Source organism: Glutamicibacter sp. AGC46 (assembly GCF_053543715.1).
The window spans coordinates 1-21,974 of record NZ_JBLVOJ010000006.1; the positions used below are offsets into that span (position 1 = coordinate 1).

Sequence of the window (21,974 nt, forward strand, 5' to 3'; positions counted from 1 at the left end):
ACACTCATGACTAAGCTCTAATTGCTCCTATGATCTGACAAGGCAACTTTCTCCCAGCGGGCGACAATTCGCACCTCAGCTCGCGGCCGTCCAGGCTTCACTAAGATCCTCGCCACCACTCGGGCCAGCAGCTCTCGCTTCACCTCAGCCGGCATCTCACCCCACTGCTCCATCAAATCAGGCGGCAACTTCACGGGCTCAACCCGGGACTCGACGCGCGCCGCCATCAGTTGATCATCCAAAGACTTCTTTTCACCGAGCCACTGATCACGCATCCGCTCATACACTTCCTGCGGAACCGTCCCGTCCACCAGCTTCTCCGTCAGCCCTTCCAACCGGGCCTCAACCTTCATCAGCGCTCGCCGGAGGTGTGGGGTAGGGTCTGTAGCTTTCGGGACGGTGGGTGCGCTGTTGGTTGCCTGGTTGATTTCGTCGGCTAGGTCGGACAGCCAGGGGAGTAGGGTGGCTTCGATGGTGGTGTTCATGACGTAGCCGCCGGGGTGGAGTTTCCATTGTGCGGCCCCGCTACAGCGGTATTTGAGGGTGTGGTCTGAGCCAAAGAGGCCGGCATACATCCCGTGGCCGCAGAGCTCGCAGAAGATCAGGCCGGTGTACGGGTATTTGCCTTTGGTGCTGGATCGGGTGACCCTGCGGCTCTTGCGGCGCACCTGGAATTGTTCCCATGTTTCTTCGCTGATCAACGGTTCGTGGATCCCTTGGCGGACTTCTCCTTTGGAGATGAACCGGCCTGAGGCGAAGGGGTTGTCCATTACACGGCGTACGGTGTTTGCTGACCAGATTCCGGGCTTCGGCCCAGTGTAGCCTTCCCCTGGCTTTGTGGGTCCGGCATTGAGGTAGTCGGTGATCTCGTAGAAGGAGGTACCGGTGACGTATTTGCGGTAGCACTCTTGAAGGATTGGGCCTTCGACGGGGTGCGGGGTGAATCCTATGGCCTTGTCGTACTGGTAGCCGAAGCGTTTCTTTCCGGTGGCTGGCAGGCCTTGCTCGATGCGGCGCCGGTGAGCTTCTTTCCAGGTGTCGCCGATACGCTCGGATTCGAAGGCTGCGAATTCTGCGAGCATGCCGCGGGCGAAGCGTCCGGTGGACGTGCTCACGTCGACTTGCTCGGTCGCTGATTCGATGCGACCGCCGGCCGCTTCAACCTTGTCGATGGCCACCGCCCAGTCCAGGCGGGCACGCGAGAGGCGCGACCACTTCCAGAGAATGATGACGTCGGCTTGCTGCTCTTCGACCATCTTCATGACGCGCAGCACGGCCGGGCGCTTCCAGGTTCGCCCGCTGATACCGTGATCGGCCTCGACTGCGACAACGTCATAGCCTGCCTGCGCTGCGTAGCGTCGGCCTGCGTCCTCTTGTAGCTCAAGGCTGATGGATTCCTCTTTGGCCACCGATTGGCGTAGGTAGAGGATTGCCCTCGGCCGATGTGTCTTGCTCATTTGAGTTTGCCTCCTGGCCGCGGCCTGGTGAGTTCGTCGAGTCGTCCGATCAGAAGCCGGAGCAGGTTGTCGTCTTCTTCGGTGGACTCTCTTGGACTGCAACTGAAGGCACTCGGCGGCAGCTCAGTCTTGATGGTTTCTTCCGGAGTGGTATTCGAGTTCTTCATGAGGTCTCCTGTGTATTTCAGATATTTGTTCGAGTGTGCGCCTGCAGTAATGCCGGGCAAGACTGATGCTGCTGGTTGTTGATAAGGCTGGGGATTCAGGCGATGTATTCGGAGGGTGGCCAGAGCATCTGGATCTGATCGCCGTCCAAGGTGGCAAGGCGATCCAAGATGACCTGCTCTGTCACACCTAGTTCCTCTGCCATTTCCCATGGGGTTCTAGCCCAGGAGGCGACGCGGCGGAGCTCGGTGAATGGAATAAGCGCAAGGGCAGTTTCGAGGCATACTTGTCGCTCGGTACTTGGGCTTTGGCAAGAGCTGTGGCCGTGCTTGACGTGGATAGCCTCGTGCGTAAGCGCACAACGAACTTCCGCAGTCGTTAGGGATGGATCTATCCAGATGCGGCGCCCATCCGTGGCGGCCGGAGCGGACGCATGGGGCCTAGACCATATGATGATCGCTTGGCTAATGTCCACCAAACGACTCAGGAAGTTACTCATGATTCGAATATATCTTCGAACAAGAGTGTTTTCCAATTGTTGACAGCAATGCCGGATGGTCAGTTAGTGCGAGAAGATGGCTTATTTGGCGCCTTGAATCTTCGCCACATTGGCGATCAATGCAGACAGCTCGGTGACGGCGGCTAAGTCTGAAGAGCTTTCCTGAGGATCGGCGCTATTACCTGGTTCCCCGCCAAAGACTCTACGAGCGAATTCGATTCTGAGCTTGTCCTTGGATGCCTCGTCGCCAATCTGCTGGATGTAGGGAGTGAACGTTTGAAGCTGAACTTGAACAGTATCGCTCCAAACTGCCAGTTTCCGGTGGTATGAAGCGAGACGTAGCAAGTAAGTGCTCAGGGCTGTGCCGCCTCCCACAACAGTTAGCTTCCAAGCTAATGTGCCAATAATTGAAGGTCCTAAACTGATGCTGACCGGCAGCTGCAGGGCATGAAAGACAGCAAATGCGCCCGTTGCGACGATGAGGGCCAGGCCAAAAATAAGATAATACCTTGATGCGACATTGTGCTTTCCATGAAACTCGCCGAAATGATGAACCAGTTTGTCTTTGGACTTGCGCTCATTTAAGGCTTCGTACTGTTCACGTACTGCGTCGAGATCCTTCGTTGCTTGAGTCGCGCGGTGAAAAGTTTCGCGAAGATTTCCGTTTTCTTCTGCGATACTCGTGAGATCACTTGAATATTTGGAATATTCCTTTTCTAATGCGGTTAGACGCGCTCGCAATGCTTCTGACAGTCTTGCCTGATCGTCGAGGCGAACAGTATCTCTTTGTGCTTCTATCGCCCTTTCGAGGTGGCTGTTCAAGTCGTTAGCCCGACCTTCCAGGACACTAAACTTGTCGGCCTCATCCTGCGTCATTGGTTGCATGAATGGCATGCTTTTCGGGTCGAGCGTTGGTACGAGAAATTTGCGGACCCATGAGAAAGCCGGCGCTAGATCCCGAGCGTAATTAGTTTCGTCAACAAAAATGGCCGCATTGAAATCTGTGGTAATTTTTCGCACGAGCGAATCAAGCGAATCAAGCGAATCAACCGGGAGAGAGCTAAGTCGTGCTTTTGCGGCAGCGAGGAATGAAGAAGCCAGGTCAATCACCAACTCGGTGACTGCATTCCGCAGATTATTTGTAGGTGTGTCCCCATAACCAACATCTGCCCAATTCTTGAATGAATTCGCTACATTGGCTAAGGACTTTTCGAGATCCATAAAAGTGATTCGCGCACGGTCGGATGGATTGGCATTAGTCATTCTCGCGTCCTCTAGGGCAATCTTGATTTTCCTCGCCACGCGATCCGTGTTGCCGCTCGAATTTCTCGCGGGTCGATTCGTAGTTAGGGTGGGCGGCCAATTCTTCGATGGGCGGGGCTGGGTACTTGTCGGCCTCGGCGCCGTGAAGTTCCGTGATGCTGTATTCGGGCTCGGTCTTCTGTCCAGGGATAGGGTCACCCGTGGGCGCCACCGCTCGCAGATGCGAGCCTGCAGGGTTGGGGTTGGCGCGTTCTGATTGTCCATTGATGCCGCTTTCGTCGTCGCACATTGCGCCAATGACGGATAGGAGAATCCGTTGGTCGCGTGCACTCACTTCACTTGAAGTGCGAACGAAATCCGCCAAAGCTAGGCGCTCCTGGCTGCCATCGTTGGCGATGCCCATGGAGTCCAATGTCGCGGTAGCGACTCGGGCTTCGGAAACCTTGAGTACTTTGGCGAGCATCTTGATCGTCTCGCCCTTCATGCTCGTAATCGGCTCATCCTTGAGACGGCCAAAATTGGAGTGGCTCATTTTGAAGCCCAATTGGTCGGCCCGCGAGGACAAGCCTCGAAGCGACCACGCGTTGCGGTCCATGACTTCTTGGATCAGCTCGCCAAGTGGGTGGATTTCGTTCACGGAACAACCTTGGGCTAGGAGCAAAGGGCAAATCAAGCAGGGCGGACACTGCCTGTAACGCCACACTGGACACAAGAAATTTACCATTTTTACGGCTGAGATGCCCGAGTCCGCGCGGATACCGGGAGGAAATGCGAATCACGGGTGGACACTAGGGCAATTCTCAAGTATCGTTTTACTGGACACGACGTAACAGGAGGCGGTACAGTGAACATTGTCAAACATCCTCGAGTAGCAGGAGGTCTCTGGATGGAACTCCGAGACAGAAAGATGCTCCAGCGGCTCATGATCGTCCAAGAAGTCTCCAATCGAGGGCTAGCGAAAGCGGCGGGATGGAAGTCCCACAGCTACATGAATCGCTTGGTGAACGGTGAAGTGAAGACTTTGGAGCCTGAACCAGCCTTGCGCATTGCAAAGTTCCTGGGCGTTGGAGTTGAAGATCTTTTTTTGACTCACGTGTCAGATTTTGCGGAACATGATGTTTCCCAAAAGAAGACGGCATGAGTAGGAGCAGGCAAGGAACAAGCCCCCAGCAGGTGCAACTGCTGAGGGCAACGAAACCAAACATTCAAACGGTAAGTAAGGAGTGCACGAGATGGTCGGTCGCCCATTTCCGCCCTTTGGGCCGGACTACAAGATGAGCCAGTGGGGATTTAGCTGTGGTAAATGCGGCATGATAATTGATGCCTACGTCCCCTCGTCGCCTGGGGTCCAGCGACGACAGCAATTTAATAATCTGGGATTTGTTCAGATATTGCACTTTGCTGAGGTGCATGGGCAATCGCTGGGTTCCCGTGGCTACCAGCAGGTCAAAACGTGGAGTGAGACTTGGCCATTTGAAGAATCGCCGCTTTACGAGTCGCCGTTGCGGGGGATGGGCCCAGAGGTCGGAGCTAACGGATCGCGTAACTCTTCACCCAACAAAACTATGCGTCAGTGGATTGGACGATTCCTGTCCAAATCTTCTCATTACCCGGGGCGAATTCGCCGTGGTAGTAGGTGATTGCTATTTCCTGCTTGTCAGTGACGATCCAGTCATGGCCAGGTTCTATGGGCTTGATTTGTTCGACGATTGACTGTCCGGGGTCAAGGGGAGACGACGTCGTATATTCCTCCCATCTGGGGCGACCGTTATCAAACAGGATCGAGTACACGCTGACTCGCACGTTTCCCGTGTTCCTTATGCGGAACGTCCGTCCATCACCAACCGGACGGCAGTCGAAGGACACGAATTCGCTAGCTGCCTTGGCTATCGCATGGGAGTCGAATGCTATCGAATTGGCTTCTTTTGCTAAATCGTTCGCAGTATCAGCTTTCGTATTGGCCTCCTTTGCTTTGGAGTTCGCTCGCCATGTGAAGATGCCGGAAAGCACTGCGCCGATGGCTGCGAGTAGGGAGATCCAATTGGCTCCGAGCCAGTTCCAAAAACTGTCCAAGTTTCCTCCGTTGGTAGGTGGTTCGTGTAGGGGTACTCGAATCCTATCGGCGGAGGGCCTAAGCCCCGCATTTCGGGCAAATAAGAAGCACCCAGCAGCTGTAACTGCTGGGTGCGGAGAAATCAAAACTAACCGCTAAGAAAGGCGTGATTTCAATGACCAGTGTATCGAACACTGCCGATAGCTCACAGGTCGAGGTTCGGCCATCGCGGGAACAGTGCCTGCGCGAAGCTGCTGGCGTCTATGCAAGCTGGCGCGCAGAGTCCAATGGCCAGGAGGTAGCAGCGTGAGCAAGATGCAGGCCAGTCAGAAGAACGCAGCCTCAGCCAAAGTCGCCCAGGCTGTTCGTGTACTCGTCATCGTAGAAGCCAGGCTTGCCGCTCTGGGACACCCAATCAATCCGCTCCCGATGGAAATGGTAACGGTACTGCGAAGTATCCGGCCCCAGGGACGTGAAGAAACCTCGGCTTCGTTCCACCTCGTGAAGCCTTTCCTTCGTCCGGAAGTCACGTACTTCCCTCAGGTAGGTGGCTCGGGCTTTAGGACATTCGATTTGGACGCTGCCGCCACCGGGGATCGATTCCACCGTTTTGCGGATTTCTTCATCATCCACGGTAAGGACGATGCGCACATTGAAAGCTTCGTCGTCACCCCTGTTGGTAATGGTGCAGGTGCCTGGCTCTTTCCAATCGCTTTCCCAGTGGACGTTGCTTGTGTCGCTTTCACGAGCTTCGGTCGCTCTAGCGAGCGTCAGAGCTTCTTCGCCTATCTGACGGGACTCTATTGCGATGCGCTTACTGTCCTCGGCGATCACGTTGGAGTCCGCACTCAACTGGTTCGCAGTATCTGCCTTTTGACCAGCTTCCTTCGCTTGCTTGTCGGCACTTCGGCTGGCGCTGATAGCCCAGATTGCCGAGCTGAGCGCGATGAGGAGCGAGAGAGCCGAGATCAGTAATGAAGTTAGTTCCACATATCAAATCTAGCTCAGAAGCAGGTGGCGTAAATGTCTAAGGTCGAGGGTCGAGTGCTCATTATTCCCCGCGGGCAGCATAGTCACTCGGCGAAGCTGACCGCGTTCTGGGACAACGCGTCGAAAGCGGACCGTGCCCGCCAGGTCAAGAAGGCCGCGACTGCTTGGGGACACGATAAGTACCGGGGCAACAGCGTGTTTGTGGATACTGCGTCCATCGCCAAGGAAGGCGACGATGGCGCCGGGGCACTGTTCGTGAACGGCATCGAGTACGCGAAGGTCACCAGCTTCCTGCACGCCCCCAAGCCCGTGGATGCCGCTTCGCTGTTCGACGGTGGCGCGCGATGACCGCCGGCCGGGTCTATCAACTGGCCCAGCGCCGCATGTGGACCCTGTGGATCCCCATGGTGGCCGTCCTGGTTGCTTCGGTGCTCGTGGCGAACTACCAGCCTAACGGGCTGGCCACACTGCTGCTGATGTTCACCGGGATCGCCGCGTTCTTCGCGGTGGTCGATTGGGTGAACGCCGAAATTCGGGCGCACCGGATCATGCGCGCTGACGCTGAGCTACTGACGGCAAGCCACTAACTTTTCTGACTTTCACATCTTTGGAGGGGACTCGTGTCTCAAAAACCAGGGCAGCTGAAGATGCTGCCGACCAGTGCGATCCATCCGGATCCTAAGAACCCTCGTACCGACATGGGCGATATTGACCAGCTCGCTCACGAGTTGAAGTCTGTCGGCCAGATGGACGCTATCACCGTCTACCTGCATCCGGACCGCGAGGGGGACTACAAGATCCAGGGTGGCCACCGCCGCCACGCGGCCGCACTGCGCGCCGGGCTGACTGAGCTCAAGTGCGAGGTTGTGCCGGCGCCAGCGAACGCTGATATGGCTCTGTTCACCGAGGCGCTGTCCACTGGAACCAACCACTTGAGGCTGGACCACTTGGGCCAGTCGCAGGCCCTGCAGGGGTTGCTCACGGAGGGCAAGACCGAGGCGTGGATCGCCAAGAACTTCAATATTGACAAGGCCGAGGTGAAGCCGCGCGCTCGCCTGGCCAGCCAGCCGAAGGTTGCAAAGCTGCACGAACGCGGAACGATTGACCTGCTCACGGCCGCGGATATCCTCGATGTGGAAACCGAGACCGGCGACGGTTCACTGTTCGAGAGCGTTGTCGATGATCTGGAATCTTCCCGCTGGAAGCAGGACCAGCACGATGTCACCAGGCTGATCGAGCAGAAGAAGGCGAACGCCAAGCGCAACGTGCTGCGCGTCGACCTGACCGGCCAAGGTGCTGTCGAGATCGACTCCGAGAACCGCTACAGCGGCAGGTGGTCCAAGACCGATGCGGTGCTGTCCGTCGAGGAGCACATCACGGCCGGGCATCAGTTCGATGTGAGCACCCCGGAGACGGTCAATTGGTGGGCCAAGACAAAGACTAAGGCTAAGCAGGTTTCTCCGGAGCGCAAGGCGGAGCTGGAACTGGTCCGCCGGCTGAACGGCACGTTGCCGACTTCGAAGGTTGCGCGCCAGCAGTTCGTTGTCTCGAAGATCCAGGAAAAGAAGGCGCTTACGGATGCCGAGGATCGTGAGTTGTTCGCTGACGTTGTATTCGCCAATGACTCGTTGACCGAAGCGCGTAAACGGTTGGTCGCGCAGGCCATCAATTTGCCGTACCCAGAGCCAGAGGGTGACGAGAGCGAGTACTCAGAACCGGTGAGAAGGCGTCGCTCAGTCTGGGAAGAGCAGGCCTCTGAACTCGTATACAAGATGGCCTTGGGCCAGCAGGTGCGCCTGTACGCGTGGCTGCAGGCCGCGGATGCCGAGGGCATGTCTCACAAATTCAACCTGTATCAGCGAGATTCGTGGGAGAAAGCTGCCCGGTGGAAGCCGATGGCTACCTGGTATCAGAGGCTGATCAATCTCTTTGGGTACATTCCGGACCGCGACGAGGTCGATGCCATGCGTCTGGCTGCGAGCCAAGACCAGCAGGGCAGCCAAGGATTGGACGTTGATCTTCCAGTCGGTGCCGAAGTGACTTGCGCGGGCTGTGGTCAGCATCAGGTGATCGCGGCCGACGCTTCCACTCCGTGCCCTACCTGCGATGGCGGTGAAACTAATGGCTAGGTCTATGACCAGTGAGGAAAAGCAGGTTGCTGCCGCGGAGCTTGCTGAATTGCGCGCGATAGTAGCCAGGCTCAAGTGCCAAGCGGCGCACCCCTCGACGGCCGGCACGGCACCAGCGATCCGGGTGGTGGATCTCAAGCGTGGTTACGAGCAGATCCAGCCTGGCTGGAAGTACTGGATGGATTACCCGCGAGCCACGATCAGGCCGGTGCAAGGCATGGCCGAAGGCGAAACCCTGTGGGTTGCAACCCTCTGGTTCATCCCGGGCAAGCCGGTCCTGGTCAACGGCACGCAAGTCTCGCGCACTTCGGCGAACCGCGACGAGCTGTTCTGGTGGGCGCAACGCACCGTGGAGGAGTTCAAGAGCATCAGCGACTTCTTCACCACCGGCCAGCTCGGCAGCGAACGCATGCGATGGGCACCGCAATGGTGAACAGGCGCATCCCATCAATGATCCAGCAGGCTCCGGACATGTCCAGTGATCCGAATGCGTGGATGGATCAGGCCGCGTGCGCGGACATGGCCAAGACGTGGGACTTCCGCAAGAACGGGGACCCGTTCTATCCGATCAGCTCCGCGCCGTTCGCCGCGAAGCCAGGAAAGAAGATCTGCGAGGGTTGCCCGGTCATCAGGACCTGCTTCGAGCACGGGCAGGGCAATCAGAACAGCCGGCAATACGGCACGTTCGGCGGACTCAGTCAGGAAGAACGACGCACGCGGTACAAGCTCGAACAACGCGTCGAAGCAAACCAGAGAAGAACCAGGGAGAAGAGGGCAGCATCATGAAGTTCATCGTTGATATGTACTACTTCCGTGCGGCCTTGGCCTCGGTCAAGACTCACGCATCCAAGGACAAGAAAGACACCGTCGGTAATTCACTGACATTGTCTCTCCGCGAAAACGGGGATCTCTTGGTCTTCGCCGAGAACGGCCTCACCACCGGAATGGCCCGAGTAGAAGTTGACCAAGACGAGTGGGATGGCGAGCTGGGAGAGTTCAGCATGACTCCGGATATCGCCTCAACCGTCATTGCCGCGTTCACGCCGTCTAAGACGGATTGGGAAGTGCGGCTGGAAATCACGGTGACATTCACTGTTGAACGGAAACCTGAAGAAAAGGACATCCAGATCGCGACGATCAACATCCGTCGCCTGGGCCAGCTATTCGGAGGGGACTCATACCGTGTCACCACTCCGGTGCAGGAACGCAAAGACCTGCAAAAGTCGTGGCACACGCTGGCCACCTACGTGCAAGCGAAGTCTTCAAAGCTTCCACCAATCGAGTTCGACAGCAAAACCCTCAGCGCATTCAAGGCTGCAGAAACCGTCTACGGAGTCGGATGCATGCTCGCGTCTGCCGGCGGCGGGCAAATCCTGGTCATGGTCGGATCGCGGTTCATCGGCCTGATGCACGTATCGAAGTTAGAACTCGACAACACAGCCGACAAGAACTTCAAAACCACCAAGCGAGCATGGATCGCTCACGTGCCGATGCACCTGGCCATCGTCAGCTGAAACCTTGTCAAGAACTTAACAAACCAACCACCTTGTACAGGAGGAACCGAAATTGAGCATCACCCCAGAAAACAGAAGATCACTCGTCGAAGTAGACGGACTCGGCGCATTCGTCACCTCGCTCACAATCGCCGAGAACACCGGCAACCAGCACGCATCAGTCGTGCGCATGATCCGCGACAACAGTAACGACCTCAACGAATTCGGAAGGGTCGGATTTGAAATCCGACCCTTCGAGACAGCCGGCGGAACCCAACGCCGAGAAGTGGCCCAGCTCAACGAACAGCAAGCAACCCTGCTGATCACCTACCTGCGCAATAACGAGCAGGTGCGCACCTTCAAAAAGGAGCTCGTGAAGGCCTTCTACGAGATGGCCCAGCAACTCACCACCCAGCGCTCGCCGATGTCGGAGGACGACATCGTTGCCCAGGCACTTCAGATCACCAGCGCGCGGGTCAAGGCGCTGGAATCGAAGGTGGAGCAGGACGCTCCGAAGGTCGATTACGTCGATACGTTCGTGGCTGACGAGGATCTGATCACGATCCGCACGCTGGCTTCTGATCTGAAGATCGGTGAGAACGAGCTGCGCGCAGTGCTTCTGGACCGCAAGTGGATCTACAAGCAGGAATCCTCCCGCTGGTCGGAGAAGGAGCAGCGCAAGAAGCCGATCTACAGGTATAGCGCCATGGCGGATAAGAAGAACTACTTCCACGCAGTGCTCGCGCATGATGCGCCTCGGTTCCGCGGAGAAGTGATGCACACGCTCAAGCTCACCCCAGAAGGTGCGGTAGCTGTGACTCGCTTGATCAATCAAATGCGAAGAGCGGCGAACTCACTCGCGTGGCTGGAAGGGGCGACAGCGTGAGCAAGCTAGTCACTCTGTACACGAAACCCGGCACGTGCAACCAGTGCACCAACACCAAGCGTGCACTGAATGCCGCCGCCATCCCGTTCCAAGAGATCGTCGTGAACCAGTCAGATAAGCAGTCCATCGACGAACTGAAGCGCATCGCCCAGCAACTGGGCGAACCAGCGACGATGCCCTACGTCATGGTGCTGGATCGGGACACCGAAGACATTCAAGGATGGTTCGGTTTCCGACCGGACAAGATCGATGAGCTGAAGAAGGAGAAACAGGCATGAGCTACGAGAACATTACCGTCCAGGAACTGGGCGAAGACAGCGACCTATGGATTGTCACCGGAACCACCGACGCGCACAGCGCAGATGAAGCCGTGCGCCAGTGGTTCGAGAACACCATCGGCGAAACCATCGAGGCGTTCCAAGACGCGGAAGACCTCGTGGAGTTCTCCATCCGCTTCCGCACGGACTGGGCGTGGCTGCCAGGGAACAACCCAGAGGACCCGATGGACGAGGCGGCGCTGGTCTACCCGCACGACGGAGTAAGTGTTGGGAACCTTCCCACCTTCGATGGTTTCCTGGTGCAGGCATGAGCAACTCGCATATCGACAGAGCGATCTGGTTGGCCGGCAAGATCGCCAACGCGGAAGCCACTGGCCAGCCGAACCTTGCAGCGCTGTACGAGAGGAACATGCTGCAGGTCATGCAGAAAGCCCGGAAGGACATCGCTGCGGAGCGCATCGGCGTCGTCCTAGCGGAAATCATCGACTTCCTGGGCCAGAAGGTCAAAGCGGGCTTCGCCGTCGTCGCCAAGTTCCTAGCCGGTGTCGAGCAGGCAGTCCCAGGAACGTTGGAAGAACTCAAAATCGACTACGCACTTGTAGGGCCAGGGGAGGGGCACTGAGCATGAGCAAGAACCCAGAATCACCAGCCGAACCCCTCAAGCGCCCTCAGGACTTCGACGGTCCACCACCGAAGCTCGACGCGCTGCGCGATATGGAACCGATCCGAATGGGTGACATCAACTACTTCGACCGTGGCCGGCACATCGAAATGAATATCGCCGACAAGACGAAGAAGGTCTACGGACAAATCGTCTCGGTCAACCATTCAGACCTCGTGAGCAGACTGGGCGTCCGGTGGAACGGCGCATTTGAAGAGCGCAGCGGCCATCCAGAACAAGTCATCAGAATCGAGGTCACGTCATGACCTTGCCCTCGATGATGATCATACGAGCCCTCACCGATGAGACCGAAAAGATCTACGTCTGCCGAAACCCCAACACCCGACGCTGGATCACTCTCCAACGCGGCAACGCCCTCGCAGACACTAAACACCGCAAAGAAGCGCTCGCCGTAGCCAGGGCGCAAGCCCGGAAGCTGCCGAAGCCTAAGAACATGAACAGGAACGCCAATGTCGTGGTTGAAGCAGTCGGACGTATCGGCGAATCATCCACTGATCTTGCGCGTTCTGGAAGTGAACTGGGTCGATGATCGCCTGCTGAACGAGGTCTACGGGTGGGTGAATCGGTGCGCCACGCAATCGGCTGCATTTGATAAGGACTACATCGTAGAAGTCGGCACAGCCAGGATGCTGGCCGGCCTGAGCCGGTACGCCGAGCTGCTGAAGACCGCGCTGTATTGCGGGATTTTCGAGGAGAAGGAGATCGAGGAGAAGGGCAGTAAGCGCCCGGTCCTCAAGCTCGTGGAAGAGGCAGACCTTTTCCATATGATCCTGAAGTCCGAGAAGGAGCGGGAGAAGAACAGGCAAGCAGATAATCGTAAGCCTGAACGCTCCGGACCGGTGCGCAAGCGCGACGGTGACGAGTGCCGCTGGTGCAGTGTCATCGTGCGCTTCGGTAATGGTGCAGGGGGCGACCAGAAGTCAGCTCGCGTTGGGACGATCGACCATCTGGATCCGCGTGATCTGGATGATGATGAGCCGACCCCGTTTGAGCGCCTGGTCGTGGCCTGCAAGCAGTGCAATTCATCAAGAAAGGATGGTGCGACCTGGGACAGACCACTGCGGGCGGTCCCAGCAAACCCTTATTACAGCAAGGCGACGGCCGAATGGCTGCTCGATAAGTGCGGTTACCGCGTGAAGGTATCCGAGCAACGCAGAGAACTATTCGATCCTGTGCCAGCTCCGGCATTCGAGGACTCGACGGCCAGCATGCCCGATTGGGCGCGACCGGCTAGTGATGACGCAACGGCTAACTCCGGCGCATCCAGCTTCGACTCGAACGCAACGGCCGCCGGCACAGTTGAACGACCTGAGGCAACGGAAACTCCGGCCACAGAGCAGCCACGATCCCATTCGGATCTGCTGGCATTCCCTGCAGTGCACGACCATGACGAGACCGTAGAGACTCCCGCCCCAGGTGAGACTCCGGACGCCGCTGAACAGGCAACGGACGCTCCCGGCCAACCAGCGCAGCACTCGCGACAGCGCGCACGATCGGATCAATCTCAAATCAAAAATAAATCAACCGATCAACGAATGAAGATCAGCGACGACGAGGGTGGCGGATCTGGATGTGCCGGGTCGGGTCGGGTCGGGACGGGCAGGGCAGGGAAGCTCGATCCCCCTACCCATGAACACCCTGATCCTCCGAGCAATCCGAAGCCCCGTTCAAGACGTAGAAGACCTCGTAGGAGAAAGAGCTAATGAAGTCCAACCAGCAGTTCGTGCAAATGAAGTCATCTGAGAATGGGGCAATGGCAGTGGAGAATCGATCGATGTATAGGTTGGTGCAGGTGTGGCGGTTGCGGGATCAACTCCTGGAATCGACGCATGAGATTGAGCGGTTGCCGGAAGGTCCTCGTGTGGTGAAGACCGAGGCGCTGTTGCTGTTGCTGGCCAGGGCGTTGAAGCCATCGGGTGAAGCTGGCTCTGGTGGTAGTTCGTCTGGCCCCGGGTTGCCCTTGGATGCGGCGGCATTGGACTTGCAGATGAAGATCGAGCAGGAAGCCAACGACCAGTACTGGATCCGGTATCCGGGTAAGCCTGCTCCTGGCCTTCATGACAAGGTCATCCAGTGGGTCGAGAGCCTGAGTATCCAGCATGAGTCTGGATCGGTGAGCGTGGATGAAGAAGCGCTCAATGAATGCCACCGAGTATTGGCCTCATGGGTGCAGGAGATCGAGTCGCTGCTGAACCCGCCGATCATCGTCGCCTTGCGCCGGCCCTGCCCTGCCTGCCATTCCAACGAGGTGCATGAGGAGCTGAATGGCGAGCGTGTGGTGAACCGTGCAGTCGTGGCCCAGATCCGCCGAGGCAAGAAGGATACTTCCGTACTGGTCCTGTGCAGGGTGTGCGGTGCCGAATGGCAGGGGAGCGACATTCATATCCTTGAGCAATTGACCAGACCAGCCTGATTCGACAGTTCCGCGATTGTCGTTGTACGATGAACGTGCTTACCACAGGTGTATCCAAAGCCCTGTGAATCGAAAGCCCAGCCACTTACCGGCTGGGCTTTCGTCGTATCTAGGGCAGGTGTAAGTGCTCAGCGAATGGGATCCCAAGCGTGGCAGGCAAGGCAGGCCATGGCGCCGGCTGGTTGCGCTGCACTGCCCACCTGGTTCGATCTGTTCATGGTGCAGCCAAGAGATCATCTTCGGGTTTCGGCCACGGCATCCGCTTGGTCCATCGCTCGATCACATCATTGCGCTCACCGATGGCGGGCACCCGACAGCGCCATGGAACCTTCAGCCCATGCACCTCGGATGCAACAGCAAGAAGGAAGCAGCCCGACGGCGGATGAAAAAGAAACCGGCACCGAGGCCAGTCACAAAACTATCCGCGTTGAGGCGTCGCTGACCCCTCAATCCACCCCGGAAACCTCCGGTTTTTTAGGAAAAGCGCGTACGGATCACCCGCGCATGTTCCATTTTTTCTCTCTCCCCGATTTCCCGGGTAGTGCCCTACACATGTAGGCAGGTCAGCCGTGAATTGGTTGATTTTTTGCGAGCTTACAAGAAAGGCGGTAAAGGGTATGGAAGACCCTCAGATCCCTTCAATTCCTTACCGCCACGGCAAGGGCGAGCCAAGCCTCAACGGATACCGTCGAGGCTGCCGCTGCACAGGGTGCAAGAAGGCAAAGCGCGATGACATGGCGGCGTACCGCGCTCGCCGGAAGCTGCGCGAGCAGGGCGGCGAGGTGGCCCTGGACGAGCTGCCAGAGCTTCCGCCGGCCATTGACCCGTCGAGCATGTCGCTGGACTGGAAGGCAGAGCCGGGGCAGATCGAGGAAGTGCTCACCGAGGAGCTGGGCAAGCTCGTTGGAGAACCTCCTTTCAAGAAGACTCTGCTGGTGCTAGCCAAGTACAACGCCCGTGTGCTGGACCAGATACCGCGCATCGAACGCCCAGACCTGATTTCCGGCATGGAGTCACGGCTGTTCAATGTTTTCGACCGGCTGCGCAAGGTCACGGACGGTGGCGACAAAGCCCCGACCTCACCCGAGGCGTTCCTGGCTGGCTTGTTTGGCGACGAGGGCGGTGCCTCGACGCAGTAATGGAGGTGGCTCGTGGAGTCGCTGTATGCTCCGCGGAATCCCGCACCGCTGTATGCAACGCCGCGAAACCCGCAGAGGGAGACTCGCGGTGGCCAGGTTGCCAAGGTCATGAAGGCCATGGGCAATACTCCGATGCCGTGGCAGCGCGATGCGTTGAATGTGGCCTGTGAGATTGATCCGCGCACCGGTGGCTATTGGTACGACACGGTGATCATCATTGTGCTGCGCCGTGCTGGCAAGACCACCATTAGCCGTGGGAAGCTGACACACCGAGCGCTGACGACGCAGGATGCCCGGATGATCTACACCGCCCAGAACCGCTTGAAAGCGCTCAAGCGGCTCAAGGATGACTACTACCTGCCGTTGCACCGTTCGCCACTGGACATGTTCCTGACTAAGCCACGGTGGCGAGGTGGCGAGGAGGCTGTGCGCTTCATCAACGGTGCCGAGCTGGCCATCGACGCGGTGAAGCGCGAGTCCGGCCACGGCGACGCGAACGACGAAGCGCATATTGATGAAGCGTACGTGCACCGGGACAGCATGCTGGAAGGCGGTCTGCAGCCAACGCTGATGACCATTGTCGGCTCTCAGATGTGGGTGCTTTCGGCAGCAGGCGATACGTCCTCGGCATATCTGAAGGACAAGGTCGATCTGGGCCGGGCGCTGATTGATGCAGGCGTGGAGTCACGTACCTGCTATATCGAGTACTCGGCCCCGGTGGACTCGGATCCGAACGACGTCGAAACCCTCCTCGGCTGCCACCCGGCCATCGGGTACACCATAGAAGCCGAGCGCGTGATGAACTTGCGCGTGAACACGACAGACAAGACCGAATGGGAACGTGCCTGGTTGGGGTGGTGGCCAGCAGCCAAGGGGCCTCCGAAGCTCATTCCTGAGCTTGCCTGGAAGAAGAACTTCGTTCCCATCGATGACGAGTCCTGGACGGGCACGCCATTCTGGGCGATCGACGTTTCTCCTGAGAGGGATTTCGCATCGATCGCGTTGGCGGCCAAGCCAATGGACCCGAACGCCAACGCGTACGTCGAAGTATTCGACCGGCTGGACGGCACGCAGAACGTCGTCGCCGAACTCAAACGCCTCCGAGAAGTACTAGGCGGAAGCCACGTTGCAATCGACGGCAACGGCTCCGCAGTGTCCTTGAAGCAGGATCTGGAAGATGAAGGCTTTGAAGTCATCACCGTCACTGGCCCGAAGCGTGTAGCCGCCTGTGGCGACTTTTACGACAAGGCTCTGGTGGGGAACCTCCGCTTCCCGGATGACTCGCTCCTGAACGATGCCATGGCTTGCACGGTCAAGCGCATCATCGCCGACAAGGCGTTCGTCTTCGCTCGCGGCCGGGAACTCAAGGACATATCGCCCATGTACGCAGTCGCCCTGGCTCGCTGGCTGTACATCGAGAAGAGAGAGGATGCCTACGATGTCGATGAAACGCTCGGATGACCTACGTCCTGTAGGGCTCACAAGCATCCTTGACTTGATTGGATCACTACTAGTCATCTCTGCTATCGCGCTCGCCGTGGCCGTGTACTCCGTTCCCGGGGCGCTGGCCGTGGCCGGTGTGCTGCTGCTGGTGCTTTCCTGGTTGATTGATCGGAGGACGCGCACATGAGCCTTTTCCGACGATCCAGCATTGAAGCCCGCTCCGGGAATGATGGCTGGTTCAGCATCCTCGGCAGCGGCAAGGGCCTGGACGGGTCGATGAAGTCGGCGCTTCGCTTGGTTCCGCTGTACGCAGCCACCAGCTTGATTGCCGACTCCATCGCGATCATGCCCTGCAGCGAGTACGAATCCACGGCCGGTTCCAAGGTCAAGGCGAAGCATCAGTCGCAGCTGATGCTTGACCCGCACCCCGCGGCCACGATGACCCGCATCGAATGGCTGCACCAGTACACCACCAGCTTCCTGCTGCGTGGAAACGCATACGGGCTGATCGTCGCCGTGGACAGCGCTGGCGTTCCATCCAAGATCGCCTGGTTGCATCCCGACCAGGTGACGGTGGACGAGAGCGGAAGCCAGCCCAAGTACCAGTACAAGGGCAAGGATCTGGATCCCAGCACCGTCGTGCACATTCCGTGGTATCCGATCCCCGGCTCCGTGGCCGGCCTGTCGCCGATTGGCCAGTTTCGGCAAATGCTGGAAACGGGGAGCTCGGCCGAGCGGTATGGCGCCGATTGGTTCAAGAACGGGTCCACCCCTTCGGGGCACCTGAAGTACAACAAGGGATCGCTGAAGGGATCTGAATCGGCCAAGGCCAAAGCACGTTTCAAAGCGGCCGTAGCCAATAATGATGTATTCGTCTCTGGTGAGGACTGGGAATGGGAAGCGCTAAGCGTCAAGCCAGACGAGGCTCAGTTCTTGGAAACGATCAAGGCCACGGCCAATCAGATCGCAGCAATCTACCGAGTAGACCCATCGGACATCGGCGGAGAAGCCGGCAACTCGCTGACGTACTCCACGCTGGAAATGAACCAAATCAAATTCCAGACCCGGGCCTTGCAACCGATTTTCACCCGCCTGGAGCACCACATCACCCGGCTGCTCCCGGACTTCCACTACATGAAGTTCAACCCGGACGCCCTAGTGCGTACAGACATCAAGACCCGAACCGAAGTGAACAAGCTCAATCTGGAAATTGGCATGCTCACCCTCGACGAAGGCCGCGAGCTGGAAGAACGCCCAATCCTGACCGACAAGCAAAAGCAGGAATGGCTGAAGAACTACGGCAAGCAACCAACCGCACCGAAGGAGGAAACCTCATGAAAATCAAAGACATCGAACGGCGGTTCCACACAGCCAAGATCGAACTGCGAGCTTCCGCCAACGGAATCGGTGTGCTGTTCGGATACGCCGCCGTGTTCAACCGCTACAGCCAGAACCTCGGCGGCTTCGTCGAGCAGGTAGACCCAGCCGCTTTCAACAAGACCATCGCCGATGGCGTAGAAGTCCTGGCTCGCTTCAACCACTCGGACGACGCGCTACTGGGAACTTCCCTGGCCGAGACACTGCGCCTCGGAACCGACGGCACCGGCCTCTGGTACGAAGTGGACCTCCCAGACACCAGCACCGGCCGTGACGTCAAAGCGCTCGCCGAGCGTGGCGATCTGCGATTCAGCTCCTTCGCCTTCCGAACCATGGAGGACGACTGGGGATACACCTCCGAGGACTTCCCGCTGCGCACGCTCAAGGCCGTGCAGTTGGTCGATGTGGCCCCGGTGGTCAATCCTGCGTACCGGGATACTACGACCGGTCTGCGTTCGCTGGCTGACCGCTTCGAGCTGGATCTGGAAGAAGCGCGCGCCGCGGCCGAGCAGAACAAGCTGGCCACGCTGCTGCACGACAAAGAGACTTCCCGCGCCCACGGGCACGAGGAATCGCAGGAGGACGGACAGGGCGCAACTCATCCGTCCACCAGCGAACTACGGGAGAGGCTCGACGCCCAATCGCGTCGGGCTTCTCTCGCGGAGCACTGGCTCTGAAAACCGTGGGCAGGTAGCAAACCACCCGCATTCCGAAATCATCCTAAGCCCGGCATCATGCTGGGCTTTCGTCATTTCTAGAAAGGAATGATCCCCATGGCCAAAACTATGGCCCAGTTGCTGATGGAGCAGCGAAAGAACACCGAAGCGCAGATGCGCGCACTGCTGGACAACGCCGAGAAGGAAGAACGCAGCCTCTCTGGCGAGGAAACCGAGAAGTTCGAGAAGATGAGCTCGGACATGGAATCTCTGCGCAAGCAGGCTGACTCCCTGGTGCAGGCCGAGGAGCGTTCCCGCGCGGCCGAGTCGGCACTGGAGAAGGCCGGCGTGACCGGAACTCCGGAGCAGCGCGGCGGCGCAACCGACACCGAGGAGCAGCTGCGCTCCTTCCTGACCGGCAAGACCAACGAGTTCAATGCGTTGGGCACCAAGGAAGAGTGCCGCGCGCTGTCCACAGGCACCCTCGGTGCTGGTGGCGCAACCGTGCCAACCACCTTCTACGGCAAGCTCATGGAGCACGCCGTCGAGGTGGCCACCCTGCTGGCCGGCGGCGCCACGACCTGGAACACCGCCAGCGGCGAGAACATCGACGTCCCAGTGACCGTGTCGCACCCGCAGGGCGCGCAGGTCTCCGAAGGCGGCGTGATTCCGTCGTCCGATCCGGCGTTTGGCAAGCGTACTCTGGGCGGCTACAAGTACGGCGACCTGGTCGAGGTTCCAAAAGAGCTGCTGACCGATACCGGCGTGGATCTGGAAGGCTACCTGGCACGCATTGCGGGCTGGGCAGTCGGAAACGCCCTGGGCGAGAAGCTGATCACCGGCACCGGGACCAGCGAACCGGCCGGCATTGTCGGCAGCTCGACCATGGGCAAGACCGCTGCGACCCTGACCCCGACCTTCGACGACGTGATCGATCTGTACTACTCGGTCATCGGCCCGTACCGCAACCGCCCGTCGGCGTCCTGGGTCATGGAGGACACCACCGCCGGGTACCTGCGCAAGCTGAAGGACGGCAACGGCAACTACATCTGGCAGGCATCGGTCATCGCCGGCACCCCGGACACAATCGAGGGCAAGCCGGTACGGACCGACCCGTTCATGCCGACCATGGGCGCCAACGCCAAGCCTCTGCTGTTCGGTGATCTGTCCTCCTACGTGGTGCGCCTGATCAACGGGATCCGCTTCGAATCCTCGGAGCACTACGCCTTCAACCGCGACGTCGTCACCTTCCGCGCCTTGGTGCGCGGTGATGGCCTGCTGATGGACCAGTCCGGTGCTGTAAAGCACCTGCTGCTGCCAGCAGCCTAACCAAGCCGGTACCACTGGCGGCCGTCCCCCCAAGGGCGGCCGCCGTTGGTACCTCAACATTCTCAGAAAGGAACGATCATGGCACCAATTGTTCGCATGCGTGCGCTGATCTCCGGATCGCGCAACGGCAAGAAATGGCCCAAGCCGGGAGAAACCATCGACGTGCCCGAGGCAGAAGCTGCGCAGCTGATCGCCCAGGGCATCGCCGCTGCCCCGGATCGGAACGAATCCGCAGTCGCCAACATCGACACCGAAAAGGCAGTGGCACCAGCCGGCAACAAGTCGCTGGCATCCGTCCGCGCCGAGGAGAAAGCCGCAGCTGAAGCCCAGGCCAAGGCCGACGCTGACGCGAAGGCCGCCGAGGAGAAAGCCGCAGCTGAAGCCCAGGCCAAGGCTGACGCCGACGCCAAGGCCGCGGAAGCAGCCAAGGCGAAGGCCCAGACTCCTGCACCTAAGACCAAGGAGTCCTGATGTCGGCGGTTGACCTCGGCTCGACGTACACCGCCGAATGGAAGACCCGGCCGGAAAGCGCCATACTCACAGCCGAGGTCACCCGCCCTGACGGCACCACCGGAACCGCCACCGTCGACCACGCCACCGGCAAGGCCCAGATCCCAGCCACCATGGCAGGGCGCTGGCGCATCACCTGGGGCACCGACACTGGCATGGTCTATACGGACATCTTCGACGTCTGGCCAACCGACCCGCGCTTCATCATCAGCATCGATGACGCGCTCGCCGGCCTGAACGCAGGTCGTGCCAATGATCAGTACATCGATGATCTTCGCCTGTACATCGCGGCGGCTACTCCGGTTATCGAGGACATCACTGGGCCGATCCTGCTTTCAACGGGGACCATGACGGCCGCCGGCGGCGGCAGTTCGGTATTGCTGGATTGGGCAGCCAGGAGCGTAACGCAGGTTAGTGTCGACGGTACGCCCGTGGCTGACTGGTATGTGGAGCATGGCATCCTCTATGCCGGAACCCACCAGCAACTGGGAACTTTCCCCGCAGGAACGCTCGTGGCTACCGTCCAGCTCGGTGCTGACAGTGTGCCGCCGAATGTCCGTCTTGCCGCGCGTGAGCTGGTGCGCCACTGGGTGCAGATCGGCAAGCAGTACGCGGGCGGCTCCGGCGTCCGCAGCGATCCGAGCGATGAAGTGTTCACGCCCTCGGGTTTCGCCGTTCCACGCCGCGTCGTGGAGCTGTGCGCCCCGCACCAGCAGATAGGCGGTTTCGCATGAGCACGACCTTCACCGCAGGAATGGCATTCAAGAAAGCCCTGTTCGAAGCGATCAAGACGATCATGGCCGAAAATGCAGACACGGAGGATGTTCTGGTTGCGCCGGGTACTCCCGGGAGCTTCCAGCCCGACGAGATTATCGCCGTGACTGAACTGGAGGTGCAGCAGGACTTCGCCACCATGGGCACCAATCGCACCCGCGAGGAAACCCTGACCGTGTCCGTCGTCTTCTCCTGCCTCTTCGGCGGCGATGAGACGCAGGAACTGCCAGCCCAGGAACGCGCCTTCGACCTGCTGGGCCGAATCGAACGCCACGTGCGCATGGTCGATACCACCCTGGGCGGCGTGGTGCGCCAGTGCCTGCTCACCGGCGTGCAGACCGACGGGCAGACCCCGGAGGAATACTTGCAGGCCGGCCGCGGCGTGGACGTCACAGCAACCTTCACCGCCCGTAACCGGGTCCGAGGATAGGAACGAGC

31 protein-coding genes are annotated in these 21,974 nt (G+C 59.0%); 25 read left to right on the top strand and 6 right to left on the bottom strand.

Going from position 1 to position 21,974, the window contains the following annotated elements; genetic code table 11:
- Positions 1-17: 17 nt before the first annotated feature.
- From ACNPM8_RS01555 to ACNPM8_RS01570, 4 genes are all read right to left on the bottom strand, one after another.
- Complete coding sequence (locus tag ACNPM8_RS01555; RefSeq protein WP_448939137.1) at positions 18-1,457, bottom strand: recombinase family protein; 1,440 nt, start codon at positions 1,455-1,457, stop codon at positions 18-20.
- Positions 1,454-1,624 carry a hypothetical protein gene (locus tag ACNPM8_RS01560; RefSeq protein ID WP_448939138.1) on the bottom strand — a complete coding sequence of 57 codons (171 nt, stop codon included), beginning with the start codon at positions 1,622-1,624 and terminating at the stop codon, positions 1,454-1,456. Before ACNPM8_RS01560 ends, ACNPM8_RS01555 begins: the two co-directional genes overlap by 4 nt.
- 578 nt (positions 1,625-2,202) lie before the next feature.
- On the bottom strand, positions 2,203-3,384 hold the full coding sequence (locus tag ACNPM8_RS01565; RefSeq protein WP_448939139.1) for a hypothetical protein: 1,182 nt from the start codon (positions 3,382-3,384) through the stop codon (positions 2,203-2,205).
- Positions 3,377-4,021 carry a hypothetical protein gene (locus ACNPM8_RS01570; RefSeq protein WP_448939140.1) on the bottom strand — a complete coding sequence of 215 codons (645 nt, stop codon included), beginning with the start codon at positions 4,019-4,021 and terminating at the stop codon, positions 3,377-3,379. The genes ACNPM8_RS01565 and ACNPM8_RS01570 overlap by 8 nt, the downstream gene beginning before the upstream one ends.
- 249 nt (positions 4,022-4,270) lie before the next feature.
- On the opposite strand from ACNPM8_RS01570, the gene ACNPM8_RS01575 reads away from it, so the two are divergent.
- Positions 4,271-4,525: a helix-turn-helix domain-containing protein gene (locus tag ACNPM8_RS01575; RefSeq protein ID WP_434922910.1), complete on the top strand. Its 255-nt coding sequence runs from the start codon at positions 4,271-4,273 to the stop codon at positions 4,523-4,525.
- 422 nt (positions 4,526-4,947) lie between these two features.
- Here the strand turns inward: ACNPM8_RS01575 and ACNPM8_RS01580 are convergent, their stop codons facing one another.
- Positions 4,948-5,457 carry a hypothetical protein gene (locus ACNPM8_RS01580; RefSeq protein ID WP_448939141.1) on the bottom strand — a complete coding sequence of 170 codons (510 nt, stop codon included), beginning with the start codon at positions 5,455-5,457 and terminating at the stop codon, positions 4,948-4,950.
- Positions 5,458-5,612: 155 nt separating this feature from the next.
- Here ACNPM8_RS01580 and ACNPM8_RS01585 point away from each other — a divergent pair, with 155 nt between their 5' ends.
- Positions 5,613-5,747 (top strand): hypothetical protein, encoded by a 135-nt coding sequence (locus ACNPM8_RS01585; protein ID WP_448939142.1) that lies wholly within the window; start codon positions 5,613-5,615, stop codon positions 5,745-5,747.
- Positions 5,748-5,779: 32 nt separating this feature from the next.
- Here the strand turns inward: ACNPM8_RS01585 and ACNPM8_RS01590 are convergent, their stop codons facing one another.
- On the bottom strand, positions 5,780-6,427 hold the full coding sequence (locus ACNPM8_RS01590; protein ID WP_448939143.1) for a hypothetical protein: 648 nt from the start codon (positions 6,425-6,427) through the stop codon (positions 5,780-5,782).
- 33 nt (positions 6,428-6,460) lie between these two features.
- On the opposite strand from ACNPM8_RS01590, the gene ACNPM8_RS01595 reads away from it, so the two are divergent.
- The 23 genes from ACNPM8_RS01595 to ACNPM8_RS01705 all read left to right on the top strand — a co-directional run bounded on the left by ACNPM8_RS01595 (position 6,461) and on the right by ACNPM8_RS01705 (position 21,966).
- Positions 6,461-6,775, top strand: a complete 315-nt coding sequence (locus ACNPM8_RS01595; protein WP_448939144.1) for a hypothetical protein — start codon at positions 6,461-6,463, stop codon at positions 6,773-6,775.
- Positions 6,772-7,014: a hypothetical protein gene (locus tag ACNPM8_RS01600; RefSeq protein ID WP_448939145.1), complete on the top strand. Its 243-nt coding sequence runs from the start codon at positions 6,772-6,774 to the stop codon at positions 7,012-7,014. The genes ACNPM8_RS01595 and ACNPM8_RS01600 overlap by 4 nt, the downstream gene beginning before the upstream one ends.
- 33 nt (positions 7,015-7,047) lie before the next feature.
- Positions 7,048-8,556 carry a ParB/RepB/Spo0J family partition protein gene (locus ACNPM8_RS01605; protein WP_448939146.1) on the top strand — a complete coding sequence of 503 codons (1,509 nt, stop codon included), beginning with the start codon at positions 7,048-7,050 and terminating at the stop codon, positions 8,554-8,556.
- Positions 8,549-8,989, top strand: a complete 441-nt coding sequence (locus ACNPM8_RS01610; RefSeq protein WP_448939147.1) for a hypothetical protein — start codon at positions 8,549-8,551, stop codon at positions 8,987-8,989. The genes ACNPM8_RS01605 and ACNPM8_RS01610 overlap by 8 nt, the downstream gene beginning before the upstream one ends.
- Before the next feature lie 17 nt (positions 8,990-9,006).
- The gene (locus ACNPM8_RS01615; RefSeq protein ID WP_448939148.1) at positions 9,007-9,342 is read left to right on the top strand and encodes a WhiB family transcriptional regulator; all 336 of its coding nucleotides are present in this window, start codon (positions 9,007-9,009) and stop codon (positions 9,340-9,342) included.
- A complete protein-coding gene (locus ACNPM8_RS01620; RefSeq protein ID WP_448939149.1) occupies positions 9,339-10,070 on the top strand; it encodes a hypothetical protein in 732 nt (243 codons plus the stop codon). The genes ACNPM8_RS01615 and ACNPM8_RS01620 overlap by 4 nt, the downstream gene beginning before the upstream one ends.
- 52 nt (positions 10,071-10,122) lie before the next feature.
- Complete coding sequence (locus tag ACNPM8_RS01625) at positions 10,123-10,935, top strand: Rha family transcriptional regulator (protein WP_448939150.1); 813 nt, start codon at positions 10,123-10,125, stop codon at positions 10,933-10,935.
- Positions 10,932-11,213 carry a glutaredoxin family protein gene (locus ACNPM8_RS01630; RefSeq protein WP_448939151.1) on the top strand — a complete coding sequence of 94 codons (282 nt, stop codon included), beginning with the start codon at positions 10,932-10,934 and terminating at the stop codon, positions 11,211-11,213. The genes ACNPM8_RS01625 and ACNPM8_RS01630 overlap by 4 nt, the downstream gene beginning before the upstream one ends.
- Entirely contained in the window at positions 11,210-11,524 is a 315-nt protein-coding gene (locus ACNPM8_RS01635) for a hypothetical protein (RefSeq protein WP_448939152.1), read from the top strand. The genes ACNPM8_RS01630 and ACNPM8_RS01635 overlap by 4 nt, the downstream gene beginning before the upstream one ends.
- Positions 11,521-11,835 carry a hypothetical protein gene (locus ACNPM8_RS01640; RefSeq protein WP_448939153.1) on the top strand — a complete coding sequence of 105 codons (315 nt, stop codon included), beginning with the start codon at positions 11,521-11,523 and terminating at the stop codon, positions 11,833-11,835. Before ACNPM8_RS01635 ends, ACNPM8_RS01640 begins: the two co-directional genes overlap by 4 nt.
- Positions 11,836-11,837: 2 nt before the next feature.
- A complete protein-coding gene (locus ACNPM8_RS01645; protein WP_448939154.1) occupies positions 11,838-12,140 on the top strand; it encodes a hypothetical protein in 303 nt (100 codons plus the stop codon).
- A 204-nt stretch (positions 12,141-12,344) separates the two neighbouring features.
- Entirely contained in the window at positions 12,345-13,598 is a 1,254-nt protein-coding gene (locus tag ACNPM8_RS01650) for a hypothetical protein (RefSeq protein WP_448939155.1), read from the top strand.
- Positions 13,598-14,308 (top strand): DUF7341 domain-containing protein, encoded by a 711-nt coding sequence (locus tag ACNPM8_RS01655; protein WP_448939156.1) that lies wholly within the window; start codon positions 13,598-13,600, stop codon positions 14,306-14,308. Before ACNPM8_RS01650 ends, ACNPM8_RS01655 begins: the two co-directional genes overlap by 1 nt.
- Positions 14,309-14,656: 348 nt before the next feature.
- Positions 14,657-14,866, top strand: coding sequence for a hypothetical protein (locus tag ACNPM8_RS01660; RefSeq protein ID WP_448939157.1), 210 nt, complete (start codon positions 14,657-14,659; stop codon positions 14,864-14,866).
- 59 nt (positions 14,867-14,925) lie between these two features.
- Positions 14,926-15,447: a hypothetical protein gene (locus tag ACNPM8_RS01665; RefSeq protein WP_448939158.1), complete on the top strand. Its 522-nt coding sequence runs from the start codon at positions 14,926-14,928 to the stop codon at positions 15,445-15,447.
- Positions 15,448-15,459: 12 nt separating this feature from the next.
- Positions 15,460-16,908, top strand: a complete 1,449-nt coding sequence (locus tag ACNPM8_RS01670) for a hypothetical protein (RefSeq protein ID WP_448939159.1) — start codon at positions 15,460-15,462, stop codon at positions 16,906-16,908.
- Positions 16,909-16,942: 34 nt separating this feature from the next.
- Positions 16,943-17,077, top strand: a complete 135-nt coding sequence (locus tag ACNPM8_RS01675) for a hypothetical protein (protein WP_448939160.1) — start codon at positions 16,943-16,945, stop codon at positions 17,075-17,077.
- On the top strand, positions 17,074-18,228 hold the full coding sequence (locus ACNPM8_RS01680; RefSeq protein ID WP_448939161.1) for a phage portal protein: 1,155 nt from the start codon (positions 17,074-17,076) through the stop codon (positions 18,226-18,228). The genes ACNPM8_RS01675 and ACNPM8_RS01680 overlap by 4 nt, the downstream gene beginning before the upstream one ends.
- The gene (locus ACNPM8_RS01685) at positions 18,225-18,944 is read left to right on the top strand and encodes an HK97 family phage prohead protease (RefSeq protein WP_448939162.1); all 720 of its coding nucleotides are present in this window, start codon (positions 18,225-18,227) and stop codon (positions 18,942-18,944) included. The genes ACNPM8_RS01680 and ACNPM8_RS01685 overlap by 4 nt, the downstream gene beginning before the upstream one ends.
- Before the next feature lie 96 nt (positions 18,945-19,040).
- On the top strand, positions 19,041-20,252 hold the full coding sequence (locus ACNPM8_RS01690; protein WP_448939163.1) for a phage major capsid protein: 1,212 nt from the start codon (positions 19,041-19,043) through the stop codon (positions 20,250-20,252).
- A 78-nt stretch (positions 20,253-20,330) separates the two neighbouring features.
- The gene (locus tag ACNPM8_RS01695; protein WP_448939164.1) at positions 20,331-20,723 is read left to right on the top strand and encodes a hypothetical protein; all 393 of its coding nucleotides are present in this window, start codon (positions 20,331-20,333) and stop codon (positions 20,721-20,723) included.
- Positions 20,723-21,496, top strand: a complete 774-nt coding sequence (locus ACNPM8_RS01700) for a hypothetical protein (RefSeq protein WP_448939165.1) — start codon at positions 20,723-20,725, stop codon at positions 21,494-21,496. Before ACNPM8_RS01695 ends, ACNPM8_RS01700 begins: the two co-directional genes overlap by 1 nt.
- Positions 21,493-21,966 carry a hypothetical protein gene (locus ACNPM8_RS01705; RefSeq protein ID WP_448939166.1) on the top strand — a complete coding sequence of 158 codons (474 nt, stop codon included), beginning with the start codon at positions 21,493-21,495 and terminating at the stop codon, positions 21,964-21,966. Before ACNPM8_RS01700 ends, ACNPM8_RS01705 begins: the two co-directional genes overlap by 4 nt.
- The last annotated feature ends 8 nt before the right edge of the window (positions 21,967-21,974 follow it).

What these genes read in the sequence shown, in the direction of transcription:
- ACNPM8_RS01575 (WP_434922910.1), top strand. Translation starts at nt 4,271, where the DNA reads ATGGAACTCCGAGACAGAAAGATGCTCCAGCGGCTCATGATCGTCCAA.
- ACNPM8_RS01690 (WP_448939163.1), top strand. Translation starts at nt 19,041, where the DNA reads ATGGCCAAAACTATGGCCCAGTTGCTGATGGAGCAGCGAAAGAACACC.
- ACNPM8_RS01680 (WP_448939161.1), top strand. Translation starts at nt 17,074, where the DNA reads ATGAGCCTTTTCCGACGATCCAGCATTGAAGCCCGCTCCGGGAATGAT.
- ACNPM8_RS01620 (WP_448939149.1), top strand. Translation starts at nt 9,339, where the DNA reads ATGAAGTTCATCGTTGATATGTACTACTTCCGTGCGGCCTTGGCCTCG.
- ACNPM8_RS01640 (WP_448939153.1), top strand. Translation starts at nt 11,521, where the DNA reads ATGAGCAACTCGCATATCGACAGAGCGATCTGGTTGGCCGGCAAGATC.
- ACNPM8_RS01685 (WP_448939162.1), top strand. Translation starts at nt 18,225, where the DNA reads ATGAAAATCAAAGACATCGAACGGCGGTTCCACACAGCCAAGATCGAA.
- ACNPM8_RS01645 (WP_448939154.1), top strand. Translation starts at nt 11,838, where the DNA reads ATGAGCAAGAACCCAGAATCACCAGCCGAACCCCTCAAGCGCCCTCAG.
- ACNPM8_RS01560 (WP_448939138.1), bottom strand. Translation starts at nt 1,624, where the DNA reads ATGAAGAACTCGAATACCACTCCGGAAGAAACCATCAAGACTGAGCTG.
- ACNPM8_RS01610 (WP_448939147.1), top strand. Translation starts at nt 8,549, where the DNA reads ATGGCTAGGTCTATGACCAGTGAGGAAAAGCAGGTTGCTGCCGCGGAG.
- ACNPM8_RS01665 (WP_448939158.1), top strand. Translation starts at nt 14,926, where the DNA reads ATGGAAGACCCTCAGATCCCTTCAATTCCTTACCGCCACGGCAAGGGC.
- ACNPM8_RS01700 (WP_448939165.1), top strand. Translation starts at nt 20,723, where the DNA reads ATGTCGGCGGTTGACCTCGGCTCGACGTACACCGCCGAATGGAAGACC.
- ACNPM8_RS01655 (WP_448939156.1), top strand. Translation starts at nt 13,598, where the DNA reads ATGAAGTCCAACCAGCAGTTCGTGCAAATGAAGTCATCTGAGAATGGG.
- ACNPM8_RS01650 (WP_448939155.1), top strand. Translation starts at nt 12,345, where the DNA reads ATGTCGTGGTTGAAGCAGTCGGACGTATCGGCGAATCATCCACTGATC.
- ACNPM8_RS01705 (WP_448939166.1), top strand. Translation starts at nt 21,493, where the DNA reads ATGAGCACGACCTTCACCGCAGGAATGGCATTCAAGAAAGCCCTGTTC.
- ACNPM8_RS01600 (WP_448939145.1), top strand. Translation starts at nt 6,772, where the DNA reads ATGACCGCCGGCCGGGTCTATCAACTGGCCCAGCGCCGCATGTGGACC.
- ACNPM8_RS01555 (WP_448939137.1), bottom strand. Translation starts at nt 1,457, where the DNA reads ATGAGCAAGACACATCGGCCGAGGGCAATCCTCTACCTACGCCAATCG.
- ACNPM8_RS01585 (WP_448939142.1), top strand. Translation starts at nt 5,613, where the DNA reads ATGACCAGTGTATCGAACACTGCCGATAGCTCACAGGTCGAGGTTCGG.
- ACNPM8_RS01695 (WP_448939164.1), top strand. Translation starts at nt 20,331, where the DNA reads ATGGCACCAATTGTTCGCATGCGTGCGCTGATCTCCGGATCGCGCAAC.
- ACNPM8_RS01565 (WP_448939139.1), bottom strand. Translation starts at nt 3,384, where the DNA reads ATGACTAATGCCAATCCATCCGACCGTGCGCGAATCACTTTTATGGAT.
- ACNPM8_RS01595 (WP_448939144.1), top strand. Translation starts at nt 6,461, where the DNA reads ATGTCTAAGGTCGAGGGTCGAGTGCTCATTATTCCCCGCGGGCAGCAT.
- ACNPM8_RS01635 (WP_448939152.1), top strand. Translation starts at nt 11,210, where the DNA reads ATGAGCTACGAGAACATTACCGTCCAGGAACTGGGCGAAGACAGCGAC.
- ACNPM8_RS01615 (WP_448939148.1), top strand. Translation starts at nt 9,007, where the DNA reads ATGATCCAGCAGGCTCCGGACATGTCCAGTGATCCGAATGCGTGGATG.
- ACNPM8_RS01660 (WP_448939157.1), top strand. Translation starts at nt 14,657, where the DNA reads ATGCAACAGCAAGAAGGAAGCAGCCCGACGGCGGATGAAAAAGAAACC.